A 17,028-nucleotide genomic window follows, 5' to 3' on the forward strand; every position below is an offset into this window, starting at 1 on the left:
TATTATTTTTTTTGAACTGTTTTTTTAACGCAAAGTCCGCAAAGTTTCTTTTAACTACTAACTGTTTTTAAGTTCGCAAAGGTACTTCGACAAGCTCAGCATAAACTATTCACTTAACAAAGCGAGCAAAGGTCTAAATTTATTGTTATTTTTCTTTTTTGACGAAAATTATTGTTTTTTTGAACTGTTTTTTTAACACAAAGTCCACAAAGTTTTTATTTACTTTCTATATATTTTAACCATTAAGATTTATTAAGGGTTTAAGATTAGTTAAGAGAAATAAATTTCTTAAGCTTGCCTTTAATTTGCTTACCTATTCTTAATTGTTTAATTTTTTGCGTGATTTTAGGTTTTTAACGCAAAGTCTGCAAAGTTTCTTTTAATTATTTACTGTTTTTAAGTTCGCAAAGGCATTTCACTTAACAAAGTAAATAAAGATTTATAATTAATTTATTTAATGAAAAATCTTAATGATAAAAAATATAAAAACCCGCTTACGGTAAGTGATATCAGTAAATCTATATAAAAGCTAATCGGCAGTTCAAAATATTTGAGACCCATTATAACATAAGATCCTAAAATCAAAAACATCACAAGTATATTGATAAAGACCGAAAATGGTGCTAATGCCAAAAGAAAGGATATAAAAACAAAATACGTAATTGCCGCAAAAAAAAGATAAAAATACTTTCCATATGTTATATATTGGCTGTTTACCATTGCTTTAAATTCTGAGAAACTGTGCTTTCCTGCTATAAGATCATAAAAACTTTCTACCAAATCTCTGAAAATAGTTATCGGGTTATATCCATACATGAGGCTTACAAAGCTTCCGACTACAATAATTAAAACCATTGTGACCACCTGCAACAAAGATATATTTTTAGCAAAATTTCTGAAATATCTTTTTCCTTCAGGAGAATCTAATGAAAAATCTTCCAGATGGAATTTAAGACCATAATTAAAAGGAATATAACCAAAGTTTATTTTTACTCCGTTTTTTAGGCTGTAGGAATAAAGAGGTTTACCGAATGTTGAAAATACGTGCACTTCATCTACTTTCAGCTTTAAAAATCTGCTGCTCAAATAATAAGCAAAAATGCAGAACAGAAAACCGTAAGTCGAAAAAATAATGCCGAGAGTGAAAGCTGTATTTATTTCCATAATTAGTTTTTACTTAAAAAATTCCACCAGCTTTTCTTTTTTGGCTTTTCTGCTTTTTTTCCTTCCGATTTTTCTTTATCCAAGAGAAATTTAGATCTCTTATAAGCATCAGTAACATCAAAATACAATTCAGAACCGTTTTCAAGAGTTAATACATCTAAATATTTATCTTCATGCTGAATTAATCTTTTCTGAAGATATTTTTTGCTTAAACGAAGCTCCAGAAGGTCATCTTCATCGGAAGCCCTGATAACAATATAAGGATTTTCTATAGTTCCGTCTCCTGTTTTTTCTATACAATTCAGAATATTATGACAGATAAATACTATACTTTCTGCGGCTTTTGTATTTCCTATCTCATTTAAAGAAATAAATTTTAAAAAATGTGCTCTTGGACTTAATAAAACATTAATGGTAACGTAATAATTCAGTTTATCATATTCCTTATTTTCATATAGTTTTTTCATGATTTCCAAATCATCAGAATCAGGATCGTAATCAGGATTAGTGATAATCAATTCTCTGTGTTTTAAAAAATTTTCTTTTGTAGGATCTGCCACAAAATCAAATACAGTCTTTTCTCTCATTCTCTTAGGTTATTGTTTTTAGTTTTTTCTAAAGAGCTTCTGGTTTATCGTTTCTTTTTAAACGCAGAATTCGTAAAATTTTAATGATCTATTGTTTTTAATTCTTTCCAAAATACGTCTTTATGCAAGCCAAATTCGGCAGTCAACAGATTATTGAGGTAAGGAATTTCTGCAAGCTGATAGGATTTCTTTTCTACAATTCTTTCCAGATAGAGCTTTCGGTAGGTTTTGTCTTTTAATTCTTCTTCCCAGTTGGTGTCTTCGAGATCGAGATCAAATCCTACTGCTGAATAGTGAAATTGTTTCAGAATATTTTCCAGCATTTTCACCAAAGGATCTTCCGGATCTGAAACCTGTAAAGCAGAAACAATCTGTGGTAAAAACCGAAGTGATAAATCCGCAGATAACATGGCTGAAATGTCTTTTTTCCCTTTGAAAGACGGAATTAATTTGTTTAAATCTTTAGCCGTATTTTCTCTTATTAAATGAAGCTGCGCACTGTAATAGACTATTTTGGCAGCCCAGACTGCTGTTTCTGTATCGCAGACAAGTGTATCGGATAAAAATTCAAGCCTTTCTTTTTCAAATTCAGCCTGAAAATAATCTGCGGCATCCTGTTCTTCTTTTTTGGAAATTTCATGAATATCTGAGAAAATGGTGATGCATTCTTCTTTTCGAAGGAGAAATAAAGTGTCTAAAAAAGCTGATTTTTTTTCCATCATTTAACAAAAATAAAAAATATTCTTTTCGAATTGAAAATTTTGAAGGTAAGTTGATTATAAATCTTTAATTAAAAAATCATTGTTCAAGGATTAAGAAATCACAATTTTATATCTTTGCCCTTTCAAATAAAAAATTATGAGTATCCACATCAGTGCAAAAAAAGGAGAAATTGCTAAAGTTGTTTTACAACCCGGAGATCCGCTGCGTGCCAAATACATTGCGGAAAACTTTTTGGAAGATGCTAAACTGGTAAGCCAGACCAGAGGAATTTTATATTACACAGGTTTATATAAAGGGAAGGAAATCTCTGTGGGAGCAAGCGGAATGGGCTTTCCAAGCATCGGAATTTACTCTTTTGAACTTTTTACAGAGTATGATGTAGATACGATCATCAGAATCGGAACCTGCGGTGCGTATACCACAGACCTGAAAGTGTATGATCTTCTGAATGTGGAAAATGCAGCCAGTGAAAGCACCTACGCAAAATTCGCATGGGGAATTGAAGAGGAAAGCATTTCTCATCAGGGAAATATCTTCAATACCATCAACGAAACGGCAAAAGAAATGTCTTTAACGGCAAAAGCGACGAACATCCACAGCAGCGATATTTTTTACAGAAAAGATCCTGCAATTCCAGCAATTGCCACAAAATATAACTGTCCGGCGGTAGAAATGGAAGCTTTCGGATTATTTGCCAATGCTAAACATTTAGGAAAAAATGCGGCAACGATTCTTACGGTTTCGGATATTATACCTACCCACGAAAATATTTCGGCAGACCAAAGAGAAAAGGCTTTGAAACCAATGATTGAGCTTGCTTTGGAAGCGGGGATTAAGAGTTTGTAAAAAAGTTGCACAGATCTGTGCAACTTTTTTCTTTTTTAAGATCATACTTGTTGATCGATCATTGTATTTTCTTCACAGATCGTTTTTGAGCATTCATTGAAAGTATTTGAAAAGTCATCAGCAATTTGTTTCATCTGCTCCGTACTAGTTACAGAAGTATTAAACCTCCAGTTAACATATACTGATCCATCTGACTTTGACAAGAAGAAAAGCGGCTCAAGCTCAAGAAAAATCAGATCAATATTTTCAAAAGTATTTATTTTCTCTTCTTCATAGACATTAAAATCGATAACAGAAAGATTGATGAAAGATTTACATATTTTTCTGAAAAATTTTTCTTCATCCCATTTGAGCAAGGCGTAATTATACACAAGATGTTTTGATAAAGTCATGAAATTCTTTGCTGTTTTAATGATTTCATCAGTACTTAAAGGGTAATCTGCTGCTGGATAAAAGCATTCTCCGGAATATTCTCCAATACTGTTAATCGAAAAAATATCATTTTTTCCTGAAACTAAAAGACCTATGAGAGATTTTCCCTGATAAGGATAAATCGTTTTAGCAAAAACATGCATGAATATACTCACCCAACTGATTCCTTTTTTCTTAATGATATTCTGAATTTCAGCAAAGTTTTGAATTGTAAAAGCGTGGAAATATGACTGTCCTTTTTTTGAATAGTCATCCACAGGTGTATAATACTTATCTTTAACTAAACTTTTTATTTTATCATCATAATTTAAATCATTAAAACACTCGTAATCAATATCTTTAATTATTGTACCATCGTATTCCTTAAGAATATTTATCCAATATTTTTGATCCGATTCCAACGTCTTAAATAATTTACTATTTCTTTTCACAGCATACTGACCAAAATCAAAAACTTCTGTAACTTCTGCCCCTCCGTAATAATCAATCAGATCATTTTTAATTTTCTGCAGACCATTGGCATCACAGATCATATGGTGTGCAAATATTTTGAAAATAAGCATTTCTTTATGCCTGAAAATATGAAAATACATTAAAGGAGCATCGTAAATGCTTAATGATTGATTTTCGATGCGTATCGGATGAAAATATTCATTGGGATTTTTTGTTTCAGATTCCTCCGGTAATGTTCTAAAATAATCGATATTATTTTGCGGCAACTCTTTCAAATAGATTATATCATTTTCCAGTATAAATCTGCAATTCAGAAGTGTATATTTTTGATGCAGTTTCCTTATTGCGCTATTAATTTTATTTAAATCTATTCTTCTAAAATTGATATCAACTTCCAGAAAAATATTTCCCTGAGCTTGATACCTGTAAAAATCCTTAATCTGTCGGATAAAAGGATAATGATATTTAATTTCCATGGTTTTATAAAATTAAGCGGGTGTAACCAAAAAAACTGATAAAAACCGTTTTAGCATATATTCATAGAAATCTTCCCAGTATGACTGCTGATCTCTTCCGTTTTTCAAAGAGCTTTTCTCAACCAATTCAACGCCTGAAAATACTTTGGGTAAAGAAAGGAATTGTGTAAAAAACCGTCTTTCGTACATAAGGTATAACGGAAGTATTCTAGGCTCTGCAAATGCTATATACTTAGGAATTAAAGCAATTGTTTTTTCTTTACTGTGAGAGGTATAGGTATATTGACTGTTAAACACGGAAACAAAGGGATTACACTGAAGTTTTACATCCAGAAATTTATTTTTCGATAAACTGAGAATTCTGTTGGTTTCCAACAAGTGATTTTCTTCAAATTCCAGCAATTGCTCTTTACTTATCCTGTAAATATTATTTATTTGGATATGATTCTCTATTTTTCTGATCTCTTCTTGTATTTCCACATGAGACAGATTATTATTTATCCATGCAGTCGTAAGTTCGTTAGAAAGTAACTTCATGAGTATTGTATTTTTTGATTATTCTGTTGTAATATTCCGGGAATTCCTGCCAAAGGGTTTCTGCGACAATACACATATTGTGGGCCTCTTTTTTATGATCTCCGATAAGGTGTATAAACAATGTATTTTGTCTGTCATGAAAATCCAGTAAACTATTAAAATTATCCAAGGGTGTTTTAGGCATCGGCAACAATGTCTTTATTTCTCGTTTTTGATGGTGTGCAAAACACGAAAATAAATACTGCTCAAAAATACACGGGAAACATATATTCTCACCCTGAAGATCATTTAGGATATGTAAATTTTTATCTACAAACTGAAATGATTCTCTGCAAAAATTCTTAAAAAAATCCAGATCGTTTCCTCCTATAATTCCTGCATTATACTGGGATCCGTCTTTTAACATTTCTGAATCTGTATTTAAAAATTCAGGAAAAAATGCAAGCTGTCTTTTTAATTTTCGCAGGTTGTATTTGTGATGTCCGTTATCCATTTCAAAAGACTGGGCAACTAAAGGCGCATTATGGAAATCCTTAAGTGGTTTGCAAATAAAGGCATCATTATCAACATGAAAAAAAGGCTCATCTTGTAATGAATAAGTATAAATTTTCCCTAATGCCCAGACATGATTGTATTCTCCGTACTTTTTAGTAAGATCATCAAGACAGACATGAACTTTGGTATAAGGAAGTTCCAATAGATCTATAAGAAGGTTTTTTCCAACTTTGTCGGTATATAATTCTACATTTTCGTAAAACTTTTTTGCTCTTAAAACACTCAGAGCAAAAGTCATGTACTTATTAAGGTTTAGTTTAATAAATTCTCTCTGATTTCTTGTGGATAAGTCAGGATGTGACCAATAACTTTGTATTATTTTCATAGGCTAGTTTTTCAAAATCGATTATTTCGTCGCAAAATTCATGGAGATTATTTCTATGGGAAATGATCAGAATGATCGCATTGGGTAATTTTTCTCTGATATTTTTAAGAATAATCCTTTCCAAACCTACATCCAGCGATGCTGTAGCTTCATCGAAGATGATGATTTCGGGCTGTTTGTAAAATATTCTCGCAATGGCTATTCTCTGCTTTTCTCCGTCGGATAGAGTACTTCCGCTAAAAGTGATGGTCGTATTTTCATGATCTTCCAGACGATCAATAACATTGGAAAGGCAGATAATCCTGATAATTTCACGAAATTCCATGATGTTTTCTTTTTCTGCTCCGTATTTAATATTATTAATTACCGTATCATGAAAAAGCTGGTTTTCTTTTTCAATCAGACCAATAAGAGAGGTGAGATTTTTAACCTTATCAATAGAAATATTATTGATATTGATATGCCCCGAATCCGGATTGATAAAATTCATAATGAGATTGACCATAGTGCTTTTCCCAATTCCGCTTTTGCCTTTTATTCCATATGTTTTCCCACTGTCAAAAGTGTATGAAAAGTCTTTCAATATATATTTTTCATGATATTTAACTGTTATATTTTTTAATGTAATCGTTGAAACTTCAAGGACTTCTTCTTTTAAATCATCCGTATTTTCTTCTTCGGTAATGTTATCGTAGATTCTTTTCATTGAAACTTTTGACTGAAAAAATTCGTTGGCTCCCGCTGCAAGCCCGATAATAGGTGCGTAAATCCTGTTTAGGTATTGTATAAAAGCGATAAGGGTACCTATTGTCATTAAATCGGAGTATACAAGCTTTCCTCCGTACAAAAGAATGATAAGCGGACCAATGGCAATTAAGAAGGTTGTAATATTTGAGCTTATCCCATTCCAGTATGTATTTTCAACTGCATTTTCGCGCCATGTATTGTGATAATTATTGAGAGTTTGTATTTCTTCGGAGAGAACATTGTTACTTTTAAGAACCCGTATGTTTCTTATTCTTTCTAAGAAATAATTATAGATATTTCCTTCGATGTCTACTAATTTCAAATACGTTTTCTTAATTTTTCCTTTCAAGGCAAATGTATTGATGATCAAAAAAGGTAAAACCACTAAACTTACCAAAGTAAGACTTACGTTAAAATAAAACATAACTCCCAGAACCCCGAGCACAACCATACTGTTGTTGATATAATTAAGCAATGTCGAAGAAAAAAAGTTCTGTACTTTATCCACATCATTGGTTAAAAGATATATCAGTTCGCCTGTTTTACTTTCTTTGAAAAATGACGTATCTTTTTTAAGCAAATTTTTATATAAAACTCTTCGGATGTCTGCAATGATCTTTCGGCTTACATTTACATACAAGATCCCGGAATAGAATGAAAACCCGATTCTTATAATATAACATCCCAAAAGCAGCAGAACGATTTTTACAAGATCTTCATAGGTTCCCTGAGGAATGGTTTTATCTATGATAATTTTCAAAGCATAAGGAGTTACCAGTGACAAAGCATTGGTAATAACAAACAATACAATAAGCAAAATATAGTGCCTGATATATTTTTTAATGATATGAAAATAAAATCTGAACATTTAGTTTTCTAGTATTTCTTCTATTTTATCGCACAAAATTTTATGCGGAATTTTGTTAGGAAAAAGTGATACCTCATCAAAATTTCTGATTGTAAGAATGTCTTTTTTTTCGGCAAGAAATGCCTCTCCATTTTTAGTAATGTAAGAAAGACAGTTTACATATTTAAAATTCCACCACAGCAAGGGATGATAATCATTAACATAGGTTTGTTTCCCTGTATAGACGATGCATTTTTTTCTTTCTTTTTCGAGGATGTTGTGCAGATAATAATTAATGCCGTTGAATAAATGTGCAAGACCTGTACAAGGCGACAACATTCCGTCTACATAATCTGATGCCATTAAAGACATTTCTTTTCTTATCCCCAGTTTTCCCGGAAAAATAATTTTATTTAAAATATCAGGCTTTAAATCTTTTTTCAAAATATTCTTCAGGTCGTTACTTTGGCTGAACAATAGTATTTTATATTTTTTCTCTTTTACAAGCCATTGTATGATTTGCAGAAAGACTTTTTGATCTATTATTTTCTCAGCTTGGGATGCCTCATTAATTAAAGCAAATATTTTATCTTCTTTTTCTATTCCGTGAGATTCGAGCCAAAGATCTGCATCATTTATTTCTTCTTTTTTTATTTCAATTTTATTATAGTGCTTTTTGTTGTACAAAAGCTGTCTTTTGAGATCATCAAGCATAAAATATTTTCCGAAAGCAATAGAATGAAATCTCTTATTTTTCTCATGATCTACCGGAAATGTATAGGTTAAAACCGGTTGAGAGTTGTTCTCAATTTTGTTTTTAACATTATAATACAACAGAAATTCTGCAATAACAAGATCATATTTCTTAAAATCTATACTACTAACAGAAGAATTAAGCAGTCTTACATTTTCAGGAAAAGATGACGAATAAATCCTTTCGATATGATGATAATTTCTTACACCGGTAACATAAATATCAATCTTTTTAGAAGGCTGTTTCTCGTTAAGAACAAACAGCTTATAGTTAAGATCATAATACCAAAAGCAACTGTCTCCGATGAAGAAATTCTGATTGAAATCGCATACAATACAGATCTTTCCAGACTTTGTTATATTTATTTCATATTGCTCACTTTCAGCCGGAAGAATATTAAGTGTCAAAAAATTCTCAAGTTTTTCATTAATTGATTTGATGTCAAAGTGTAATTTTTGTTGTTTGATATATTCTGCAATACCTGGAAAACTTAAATTAGGATTGCTTTTATTATTAAAGAAATAAACATTTTCAAAAGATCTGCCTTCCTTCTGACTGTTAAAAAAGTCGGCTTCTGAATGATAATGAGCGATCACGACATCATATTCATCTGTTTCATTTTTATTAAAATCATTTTTAAATGATACATTCTTCATCAATTCTTCCGGCAAAAACAAATTCTTTACTTTTTGATCCCGGTCTGCAAAAATTATTTCTTCATGATGAAAAATCGTAAGCACAGCGATGAGCTGACGGATAACATCAGGATCCCATTCATCTTCTTTAAAAAGACAATGGTGATCCAGAACTATTAATATTTGCTTTTTCATGATTCAAGAAGTTTGTTTTAATTAGGTCTTATCAAAACAGATCCTGAGCTTCCAACGGAGCTTATCTGTACCGTAAAAGACTTTTCATACCCAGCTAGTGAAATCTCTTTTTTAGATTCTCCGGAGAGCTCAATACTTTTTATCAGTTCTTTATTTTTTTTGAAAAATTCCAACTTCACGGACTGATCTTTTAAATGATGTTCTATCACGAAGTTTTTGCTTTGAGACTGGCACGGAATATCAAACTTCACTTTTTTATGCAGCTTTACGAATTTCATCCTGATTCCGCATTCCGAGATTTCATTTTCCCATTCTTTCTGATAAAAAAATGATGTTGTTGTAAGACAGAACATCATTAGTACTGTAAAAACTGTTAATTTTTTCATTTGTTTAATCTATTTTGTTGTTCGGCATTGCTGTTATCAAATGATTCTCTTTGAGTATTTTTTTTACCTGCATTGAAGTTGTAAGTAAGTCCCAAAGAATAAAATCTTGTAGGAAGTCTGTTAACAATACTCCTTGTGAAATCATTTTCATCAATATTTATTTTAATCTTTCTCAGCCGGAAAGGATCTACTGCATCAAAGCTTAGTGACAAGGCGTCTTTAAAGAAAGATTTTCTTAGCGTAAAGTTCAGACTTTGCTGACTGTCCAGAAAATATTTGTTCCATAACGATTTGCCTTTATAATCGTAATTGATATCCAAATAATATTTGTGCGGAAGTGTCAATTTTGCAGATAATGAATAATAGGGACAAAACACACTTACCTTTTCGCTATCAAAAGTTACCTGTTTATAGCTGTTGCTTGTAAAAATATTCAGCTTAAACCATTTTGTAATATCGACCGGAATAAAAACATTCCAATACATTTCGTTTTCCTTATTCAGGTTTGCATAGGTTTTGTAAGTAATATTTTCAAGATTATCCAAATAATATACTTCGCTGATCATACCTTTTGTTGTATTTAATCCTGCTTCGAAAGAGTATTTATCTTTCAGCAAATAAGACATCTTAAAATTGTTCTGGAAAAAAGGCATTAATGAAGGATTTCCTACATTAATGAATCTTGTATCTTCTATATCTTTAAAAGGATTCAGCAACTGGAAAGATGGTCTTGTTATTTTTCTGTTGTAAGAAAAGTTGATATTTCCTTTTCCCAGATCTTTCTGTAAAAATACTGACGGAAAAAAATTCCACCTGTCTGCATCAATCTGATATTGCGAGAAAGAATCTTCTCCATGATATGCAGTACGCTCAACCCTGCCTCCAATATTAAATGAAACGGAACCTATTTTGCTCTGATAACTGCTGTAAAAAGATAATATATCTTCTTTGTATCTGTAATCCGAACTTTGATAAGTCTGCGAGTAATCTATTTCATTTTTACTTAAAGAAGAGATAAACTTTGTTCCCAGTCTCAATTTATTATTTTGATTAAAGACATAATAAAGATCTGCATAACCAATGTGCATATCAACAGAAAGAGGATTTTGTATTTGGAGAAAATCCAGAGCTCTTCTTTGTGAATCATCGTTCAGATAAAAAAACGAATCTACATTGGAAGCATAATTATTAAAGTAGCCAATATAATTATATCCTGTCTCCAGTTTACTTCCTAAAGAATCGATCTTATATTTGTAGCTTATATTTAATAAATGATTTTCTAATCTAATTTTTTTTGAATTATTAATAAAGTCTAAAGAGTCTCTCGTGTTTCTGAAATATTCCAGATTGGTTTTTCCTGTAGATTTTATATTATTTACAGAAAAAGTATAATCGGCAGTCAGAATATGTCTGGATGTAATTTCGTAATCAATTCCTGCTTTTAATTCGTTATATCTGGGAGACTCTACATATTTTTCTTTCTGAATGGTCGAAAAGTTCGACTGAGTATATTTCTGAATTTCATCGTTATCAGAATAGCTTTTACCTATATAATTATTGTATCCTAAGAAATAATTTACTTTATTCGTTTTATAATTGAGTCCAAATCCGGAAGAAAAGCTCGTATATCTGTGTTGCTGAATATTTTCATAGATATATCCACTCAGTCCGTAGTTATAATTTTTCTTTAAGATAATATTTATGACTGCATTTTTTTCGTCCCCTTCATATTCTGATCCCGTTTCTGAAGTAAATTCTATTTTTTCAATGGATACAGAAGAAATAGACTTCAGATAATTCTGAAGCTGTGCTCCAGACATTCTTATTTTTTTTCCATTAACATAAACCGAAACTCCTTGCTGACCACGATACTGTATTCCATTGGCAATATTTGCATTAACTCCGGGAACAATATTCATCAATGTATATCCATTATCTCCGGATTTGTATATAGATCTGGAGATATTAATTGTGGTTTTATTAAGTTCTCTTGTGATTAATTTTGGAGCCGCGGTTATCACAATACCTTCAATTACACTTTCTTTTTCGGAGTTTAGTGTGAAATCCTGTTTAATATTTTTATCTACGAAAATATTTCTAAATTTTTCCTTATTTGGATATAATAGCTGAAGAATATATCCTCCTTTCGGAACATTTCTGAAGAGATATTTCCCATCCTTTTCGGTAGAAGAATTGGCAACTACAGCTGAGTCTTTTTCGGCACGAAGCAATACCTGTATATCTCTTACAGGTAAAGAATTACCAGATACCGTTCCTTCTACAGAATATTGCGCATGAAGAAATATCCCTAAAAAAAGAAAATAAAAATTATATGTATTAAACAGTTTTTTCATTTGTATGTTTCATTACTGCTGCAGTAATTTTTCCGATAGATTCAAAAAAGGAAATATCAAGCTCATCATCTTCAAATTCAATATCAAACTCTTCTTCCAGATAGGTAATAAACTGTAATGTAAGCATTGATTCTGAAGGTAAAGTCTGTATTTTTTCCTCGGTGGTCATCTCACTAAAAATGCTGTTTTGGGAGGTAATCGTATCCAAAATAGCAACAATTCTTTGTTCTGTACTTATCATAGTTCTAAGTTTTTATAACAATATTTTACCGCTAAGGTATATCTGGGGGTTTTACAGATTCTGGAAGGTAATCCTCCTTTGTGTTCTATATCTCCGTTAAAAACCACGAATCTTCCGGGTTTTGGAAGTACACAGAATTGTGAATCTCCTTCTGCATAGAAAATGGTTTCTCCGTCATAATTTTTCTCCCAATACTCATTGATGTAGTAAAGTATGGTAATATCTCCTCTGTCTTTCGGGCAATCTCTGTGAGGAAATTCTACGTCTCCGTAAAGAGACAGATTGATGTAGGCTCTGAAAAGTTTGTAATCCTCTGAATCCTTGACAAACTGATTAAGAAGTTCTTTGGATTTTTTTCCTAAAAATGTATTATTTTCAAATTTTTCTGTATCAAAATTAACTACATACTTGGGGAACTGATCTGCATGATTACTTTTTTCCGTTCTGGCATAGCTCAGCGAACTTGCAAACTTGTAAAATGATTCTACTTCTGTCTGTGTAAGAACATCATCCACAATGTAGACATTTTTATCTTCTATGGTTTCCTGTCTCAGTTTCATAAGTTTCTTATTTTAAAGTTGGTCATTCCGGTCGCGATAATATTATTGATGAACTTCTTATTGTTTTTATTGTCAGATTTTGCAAAAAACTGTTTTACGTTCTCATAATTGGTTTCATTCATGAAATTTCCTGTGTATGCGAGTGAGGTTTCAAGATTGATCACAAAATGAAAAGTATCACTTGGTACATACATCATTTCCCCGGGATTCTGAACTACCATTAATGGTTTTATATTACTATTCAGTAAATTTTGAATATTTTCAATACCGAATTTTTCTTTTTCTTTTTTAATGATAGAATTATATGCTTTGGGATAAATAAACCATAGTTTCTTACCTTTCAATAGAAGAAGCCAAGAATTAAACTTCCAAACATCGGTATGAATATTTGTGAATGTATTTTTATTTCCGTAATAAAGCCATGTAAGTTCTTTTTTTTCTTTTTCAGTAGGATAAGATTTGTACCAACACTCAAAAATCTGTGGAGCATGTATTTGAAAATCGATGCTTTTCATATTTAATCTCAGATAATATGCAGTACTGCCACTCTCGGAATAGCTTTTAAAGCTCATTTTACTGGCTTCCTTCTCTTCAGTAGATTCGAATTCCCAGTCTTTTGAATGGAAAGTTTTTTCCAGTTCTTCAAAATCAATACTTTCATACAGGTTTTTAAATCTTGATTTCAAAAGTACCGGAACTTCCGGATAACCATATTTTGCTTTGAAATCTTTTGCCGTAAGATCAGAAAAATCATTAATCTCTATCGAAGGAAGTTTGTCTTTTATCTGATCAAAAACTTTATTATAATCCATGGTGTTTATTTTTTAAAAAAATTTTGAATTTGTTTTATTATTACCGTTTCATTTTTATCATTCTTTATATCAATCACCGGCTTATCAAGATTTTCGGAGTAGAAAGACAGTTTTTCATCATATTCCTTGTCTGTAAGTCTGGTTTTTAAAGTAATTCCCTTTTCATGTTTTATAATCCACGGAGTAAGGCAGTAGAACAGTACATCGCAATAATTAAAAGATTTTACGGCTTCAACCGTTCTCTTTATAAAATCTATTGTATCATCGGGACTGATTGTACATATAATTGCATCAGGATAAAAAGCATTTGTATAAATAAGTTTTTCCGGTAATTTATTAACATATACAGGATGTTTGGGCAAAATTCCGCTTTGAATTCCCGTAATAATTACATCCGGATTTTTCTTTTGCTTTGAATAATTTTTTAATCCGTTAATGATATGATACCATTCTTCAGCTTCAACTTTTACAGAACTTTTGTACCCGAAAGGGAAAACAGAATCTGCACCCAAAACACAGCCTTGCGGTTCTGTTGAGATAAAGGAAACTTTATAATTGCTTTTTTCCAGAACTTTTTTAATTTTTAGCTGGGTCGTAAATTTTCCCTGTTTGCTGTTGGTTCCTATAACACAAATTGAAGGGATCGTTGTTTCGAATGAAGAAGAAATGTTCATGTAAATATCTTTCTTCATTTGGCGGTCAATATGCGTTAAAAAAATCTCTCCTTTGTAATGGATCTTTTCATTTTTAATAATATTTTTAATGATCGATTTTACTGAGGCATCCCAGAGAATAAAATTTTTATTTCTCCTGAGACATTCCGTAATTAGCTTTAATCCGAATAATGTGTTGATCTCATCTTTCAGATCATTAAAATATCCTACAACCAAAGTATCAAATAAGAGAAAATCCTCATCTTCAAGTTTCTTTGTTAAGGGAATCCCATTTGTATTTTTTTCTTTATGAATGATGTTTCTTGGTGTGTCTATGATTAAAGAAATGTCGTATTCAGACTGTTCTTTATTTTCGATAATCGATTGTATTTCTTTTTCATCAAAAGGAAAAAGAGCCAGCTTTCTGAAGTTTTGAGATGGCTTTAAAACTTTCGTAAGAGCTGTAATATCTTCTTTAATGTATTCTCTGATGTTTATGATATTCCGACTGATTTCCGTATCATGCTTTGTAAGGCTGAAAATACTCTTATCAGAATTTTCTTCGAGCCACTTTTTAAGATCCGGAATAGTTTTCCATTCTTCGTTCCTGTAAGCATTGCTTACAATTCCTGTAATATGTGCTGTTGCAAGACTGGTTCCTACACTGAAAGCAAAAGAACGATTGGGAACGGCAACTCTCTGAAAGCCTCCCTTGGCAATAATATCGTAATTGTCATTCAGTACTTTGAAACTTTGTTTTTCTTTAATATAACCTGTTCCTATAGAAAATGTCTGTGTAAAATTAGCAGGAAAACATTGTTTCGAAGCATCATAATAATTGGCTGCAAAAATGGGAATTCCTTTTTCATAGGATCTGTTGATTGCATGCTGCATTTTAGCAGGCGTGATCTCGGAATTTATCCCCATACTTATGTTGATGATATTCACATTACAATCTACCATTCTGGAGATAGCTTCTGTTAAAAGATCTTCTGATATAACATGATTATGAGAATCGAGCTTTATAACATATAAGTTACATGATTTCAGGTGCGAATTGATAATTGAGGCGATTCCTGTACCATGACCTTTATGATCACTAAATTCATTTTCTTTAGTGATGATATTTCCTGAAAAATCTTTAAACAATGTAATACCTTTAATATCACATTCTTTAAGTCTCTGATGGGTATGGTCTACTCCTGTATCAATAATTCCTATAATCATAACTTCAATTTTATTTTGCAGAATGCCCTGTATTTTCCAATACATTAATCTGTGGTCTTGAGATGGTTTCCGGAGAATAAAGCATATTGATGTATTGTTCTTTTAAGTAATCTTCCAACTTATATTTCCATGAACTGCAGATCGGTACATTCGCTTTTATAGCTTCGTGCGAACATGTAATTGTGTCGCAGATAGGTAAAACCTTACAGTTGGTACATATTTCATTATGCTTGAACCTGTTGAATGAAGAATGTTTTGTAAATTTCTCTGCGTTATATCCTTCAAATACTGAAGCAGGAGCATGAGAATCATCATGAATTGTTTCCCAGCATTTGTGAATATAACCGTTCGGATCAATCGTCATACTAATCGGTGAAGCCCATGTTGCACATGTTGTCTGGTAATTAGGAAGATCCCATTTCAGCTTGGATTTTATTTTCAGATTGGTTTCATCGCTCCATGCATTAAATCTGTTCATAATATTTTTTCTGAAGCTCATTTTAAAATCGAAGAATTCATCAAGATTCATTCTTTTTTCCAGTTCTTCTTCTGAAGTTTCGATCTCTTCATACGTACGTAACCATGAAGGATCAAATGATACCTGCTTAAATTTTTCCGGCCAGATATTCATATTTTTGAGATCATCTAAAAATGTATCTATTGTCCCGGCAACCTCTTTGTCTACATTTATTCTTATTAAGAACTGTATTTTAGAATCTTTAGGAACTTTAGAAAGATTTTCAAGAATAACTTCGTAGTTTTTTTTGTTGATCTGCTTTAAAGGTCTTTTCTTATCATGAGTTTCTTTTGCACCGTCTATGGTAATCTGTACGCTGTGCACATCACAGTCTTCAAGAATTTTTACGTTTTTTTCGCTAAGGTAAATTCCGTTCGTAATGATATTCGACACGTACTTTAGATTATACTTCCTTGCGATTTCTGTTAGACTTACCGTGAGATCCTGAATTGCTTTTACATTAATCAGCGGTTCACCACCATACCAAGTTATAGAAAGGGTCTCAATCTCTTTTCCTGATTTTAAAACAAGATCCTCTATATAATCTTTTATTCCCTGTTTTACTTTATCTTCTTTTAATGTATGATTGGGTTTTACAAATTCAAAACAATAAGAACATCCCATATTACATGTAATGGTAGTTCCAATAGTAAGATTGATTGTTTTCGCAAATTTGTACTGGTTTTCATCGGTATATCTGGAAAATAATGATCTTACATCTTTATCCGATTCTATAATGTATTCCTTATCATACAAATATTTTACAAGATCATTAAACCGTCCTTCGCTTTCATCGTGTATAAAAAAAGAATACTGACTCTTCTCCAAAAGAAATTGTCCATTTTCAAAATTTAATACTTCCAATCCGCTGGTAAGAGAATTATAAAGAATAAATTGATTTTCTTCTTCTACAGGAATAAGAAAGTTATATGGATTGGCTTTAAGTTTTAAAATCATAATTATTAGGATTAAAGATTAAATAGACCGTTTATCAACGACATT

16 protein-coding genes are annotated in these 17,028 nt (G+C 31.5%); 1 reads left to right on the forward strand and 15 read right to left on the reverse strand.

What is annotated here, in order from left to right:
- Positions 1 to 450: 450 nt before the first annotated feature.
- The 3 genes from QWT87_RS15725 to QWT87_RS15735 form a co-directional block, all read right to left on the reverse strand.
- Complete coding sequence (locus QWT87_RS15725) at positions 451 to 1,164, reverse strand: hypothetical protein (protein ID WP_302717088.1); 714 nt, start codon at positions 1,162 to 1,164, stop codon at positions 451 to 453.
- Between the two features lie 2 nt (positions 1,165 to 1,166).
- Complete coding sequence (locus QWT87_RS15730; RefSeq protein WP_185206762.1) at positions 1,167 to 1,751, reverse strand: DUF4919 domain-containing protein; 585 nt, start codon at positions 1,749 to 1,751, stop codon at positions 1,167 to 1,169.
- 80 nt (positions 1,752 to 1,831) lie between these two features.
- Positions 1,832 to 2,470 (reverse strand): hypothetical protein, encoded by a 639-nt coding sequence (locus QWT87_RS15735; protein WP_302717090.1) that lies wholly within the window; start codon positions 2,468 to 2,470, stop codon positions 1,832 to 1,834.
- Positions 2,471 to 2,609: 139 nt separating this feature from the next.
- Between QWT87_RS15735 and deoD the strand changes: the two genes are divergently transcribed.
- A complete protein-coding gene (gene deoD, locus QWT87_RS15740; RefSeq protein WP_087708910.1) occupies positions 2,610 to 3,320 on the forward strand; it encodes a purine-nucleoside phosphorylase in 711 nt (236 codons plus the stop codon).
- 41 nt (positions 3,321 to 3,361) lie between these two features.
- Here deoD and QWT87_RS15745 read toward each other — a convergent pair whose 3' ends face one another.
- The 12 genes from QWT87_RS15745 to QWT87_RS15800 are packed head-to-tail and all read right to left on the reverse strand — an operon-like array spanning position 3,362 to position 16,983.
- The gene (locus QWT87_RS15745; RefSeq protein ID WP_302717091.1) at positions 3,362 to 4,681 is read right to left on the reverse strand and encodes a condensation domain-containing protein; all 1,320 of its coding nucleotides are present in this window, start codon (positions 4,679 to 4,681) and stop codon (positions 3,362 to 3,364) included.
- A gap of 12 nt (positions 4,682 to 4,693) precedes the next feature.
- Entirely contained in the window at positions 4,694 to 5,218 is a 525-nt protein-coding gene (locus tag QWT87_RS15750) for a hypothetical protein (RefSeq protein ID WP_185206768.1), read from the reverse strand.
- Entirely contained in the window at positions 5,202 to 6,098 is an 897-nt protein-coding gene (locus QWT87_RS15755; RefSeq protein ID WP_185206770.1) for a DUF6734 family protein, read from the reverse strand. Before QWT87_RS15755 ends, QWT87_RS15750 begins: the two co-directional genes overlap by 17 nt.
- Positions 6,064 to 7,713 carry an ABC transporter ATP-binding protein gene (locus tag QWT87_RS15760; protein WP_302717093.1) on the reverse strand — a complete coding sequence of 550 codons (1,650 nt, stop codon included), beginning with the start codon at positions 7,711 to 7,713 and terminating at the stop codon, positions 6,064 to 6,066. The genes QWT87_RS15755 and QWT87_RS15760 overlap by 35 nt, the downstream gene beginning before the upstream one ends.
- The gene (locus QWT87_RS15765; protein WP_302717095.1) at positions 7,714 to 9,276 is read right to left on the reverse strand and encodes a glycosyltransferase family 9 protein; all 1,563 of its coding nucleotides are present in this window, start codon (positions 9,274 to 9,276) and stop codon (positions 7,714 to 7,716) included.
- 17 nt (positions 9,277 to 9,293) lie between these two features.
- A complete protein-coding gene (locus tag QWT87_RS15770; protein WP_256038080.1) occupies positions 9,294 to 9,662 on the reverse strand; it encodes a hypothetical protein in 369 nt (122 codons plus the stop codon).
- Positions 9,659 to 12,016: an outer membrane beta-barrel protein gene (locus QWT87_RS15775; protein WP_302717098.1), complete on the reverse strand. Its 2,358-nt coding sequence runs from the start codon at positions 12,014 to 12,016 to the stop codon at positions 9,659 to 9,661. The genes QWT87_RS15770 and QWT87_RS15775 overlap by 4 nt, the downstream gene beginning before the upstream one ends.
- Positions 12,000 to 12,257: a hypothetical protein gene (locus QWT87_RS15780; protein WP_108410325.1), complete on the reverse strand. Its 258-nt coding sequence runs from the start codon at positions 12,255 to 12,257 to the stop codon at positions 12,000 to 12,002. The genes QWT87_RS15775 and QWT87_RS15780 overlap by 17 nt, the downstream gene beginning before the upstream one ends.
- A complete protein-coding gene (flmC, locus tag QWT87_RS15785; protein WP_185206781.1) occupies positions 12,254 to 12,817 on the reverse strand; it encodes a FlmC family 2OG-Fe(II) oxygenase in 564 nt (187 codons plus the stop codon). Before flmC ends, QWT87_RS15780 begins: the two co-directional genes overlap by 4 nt.
- The gene (locus tag QWT87_RS15790; protein ID WP_302717102.1) at positions 12,814 to 13,629 is read right to left on the reverse strand and encodes a JmjC domain-containing protein; all 816 of its coding nucleotides are present in this window, start codon (positions 13,627 to 13,629) and stop codon (positions 12,814 to 12,816) included. The genes flmC and QWT87_RS15790 overlap by 4 nt, the downstream gene beginning before the upstream one ends.
- 5 nt (positions 13,630 to 13,634) lie before the next feature.
- The gene (locus QWT87_RS15795; RefSeq protein ID WP_302717104.1) at positions 13,635 to 15,509 is read right to left on the reverse strand and encodes a S8 family peptidase; all 1,875 of its coding nucleotides are present in this window, start codon (positions 15,507 to 15,509) and stop codon (positions 13,635 to 13,637) included.
- A gap of 10 nt (positions 15,510 to 15,519) precedes the next feature.
- A complete protein-coding gene (locus QWT87_RS15800) occupies positions 15,520 to 16,983 on the reverse strand; it encodes a radical SAM/SPASM domain-containing protein (protein ID WP_302717106.1) in 1,464 nt (487 codons plus the stop codon).
- Positions 16,984 to 17,028 lie beyond the last annotated feature (45 nt).

The organism is Chryseobacterium urinae, assembly GCF_030518295.1.
Taxonomy (GTDB): domain Bacteria; phylum Bacteroidota; class Bacteroidia; order Flavobacteriales; family Weeksellaceae; genus Chryseobacterium; species Chryseobacterium mucoviscidosis.

Excerpts from the sequence above, each read along its gene's own strand:
- QWT87_RS15795 (WP_302717104.1), bottom strand. The coding sequence starts at position 15,509 with ATGATTATAGGAATTATTGATACAGGAGTAGACCATACCCATCAGAGA.
- QWT87_RS15790 (WP_302717102.1), bottom strand. The coding sequence starts at position 13,629 with ATGGATTATAATAAAGTTTTTGATCAGATAAAAGACAAACTTCCTTCG.
- deoD (WP_087708910.1), top strand. The coding sequence starts at position 2,610 with ATGAGTATCCACATCAGTGCAAAAAAAGGAGAAATTGCTAAAGTTGTT.
- QWT87_RS15750 (WP_185206768.1), bottom strand. The coding sequence starts at position 5,218 with ATGAAGTTACTTTCTAACGAACTTACGACTGCATGGATAAATAATAAT.
- QWT87_RS15745 (WP_302717091.1), bottom strand. The coding sequence starts at position 4,681 with ATGGAAATTAAATATCATTATCCTTTTATCCGACAGATTAAGGATTTT.
- QWT87_RS15800 (WP_302717106.1), bottom strand. The coding sequence starts at position 16,983 with ATGATTTTAAAACTTAAAGCCAATCCATATAACTTTCTTATTCCTGTA.
- QWT87_RS15765 (WP_302717095.1), bottom strand. The coding sequence starts at position 9,276 with ATGAAAAAGCAAATATTAATAGTTCTGGATCACCATTGTCTTTTTAAA.
- QWT87_RS15770 (WP_256038080.1), bottom strand. The coding sequence starts at position 9,662 with ATGAAAAAATTAACAGTTTTTACAGTACTAATGATGTTCTGTCTTACA.
- QWT87_RS15725 (WP_302717088.1), bottom strand. The coding sequence starts at position 1,164 with ATGGAAATAAATACAGCTTTCACTCTCGGCATTATTTTTTCGACTTAC.
- flmC (WP_185206781.1), bottom strand. The coding sequence starts at position 12,817 with ATGAAACTGAGACAGGAAACCATAGAAGATAAAAATGTCTACATTGTG.
- QWT87_RS15780 (WP_108410325.1), bottom strand. The coding sequence starts at position 12,257 with ATGATAAGTACAGAACAAAGAATTGTTGCTATTTTGGATACGATTACC.
- QWT87_RS15760 (WP_302717093.1), bottom strand. The coding sequence starts at position 7,713 with ATGTTCAGATTTTATTTTCATATCATTAAAAAATATATCAGGCACTAT.
- QWT87_RS15730 (WP_185206762.1), bottom strand. The coding sequence starts at position 1,751 with ATGAGAGAAAAGACTGTATTTGATTTTGTGGCAGATCCTACAAAAGAA.
- QWT87_RS15735 (WP_302717090.1), bottom strand. The coding sequence starts at position 2,470 with ATGGAAAAAAAATCAGCTTTTTTAGACACTTTATTTCTCCTTCGAAAA.
- QWT87_RS15775 (WP_302717098.1), bottom strand. The coding sequence starts at position 12,016 with ATGAAAAAACTGTTTAATACATATAATTTTTATTTTCTTTTTTTAGGG.
- QWT87_RS15755 (WP_185206770.1), bottom strand. The coding sequence starts at position 6,098 with ATGAAAATAATACAAAGTTATTGGTCACATCCTGACTTATCCACAAGA.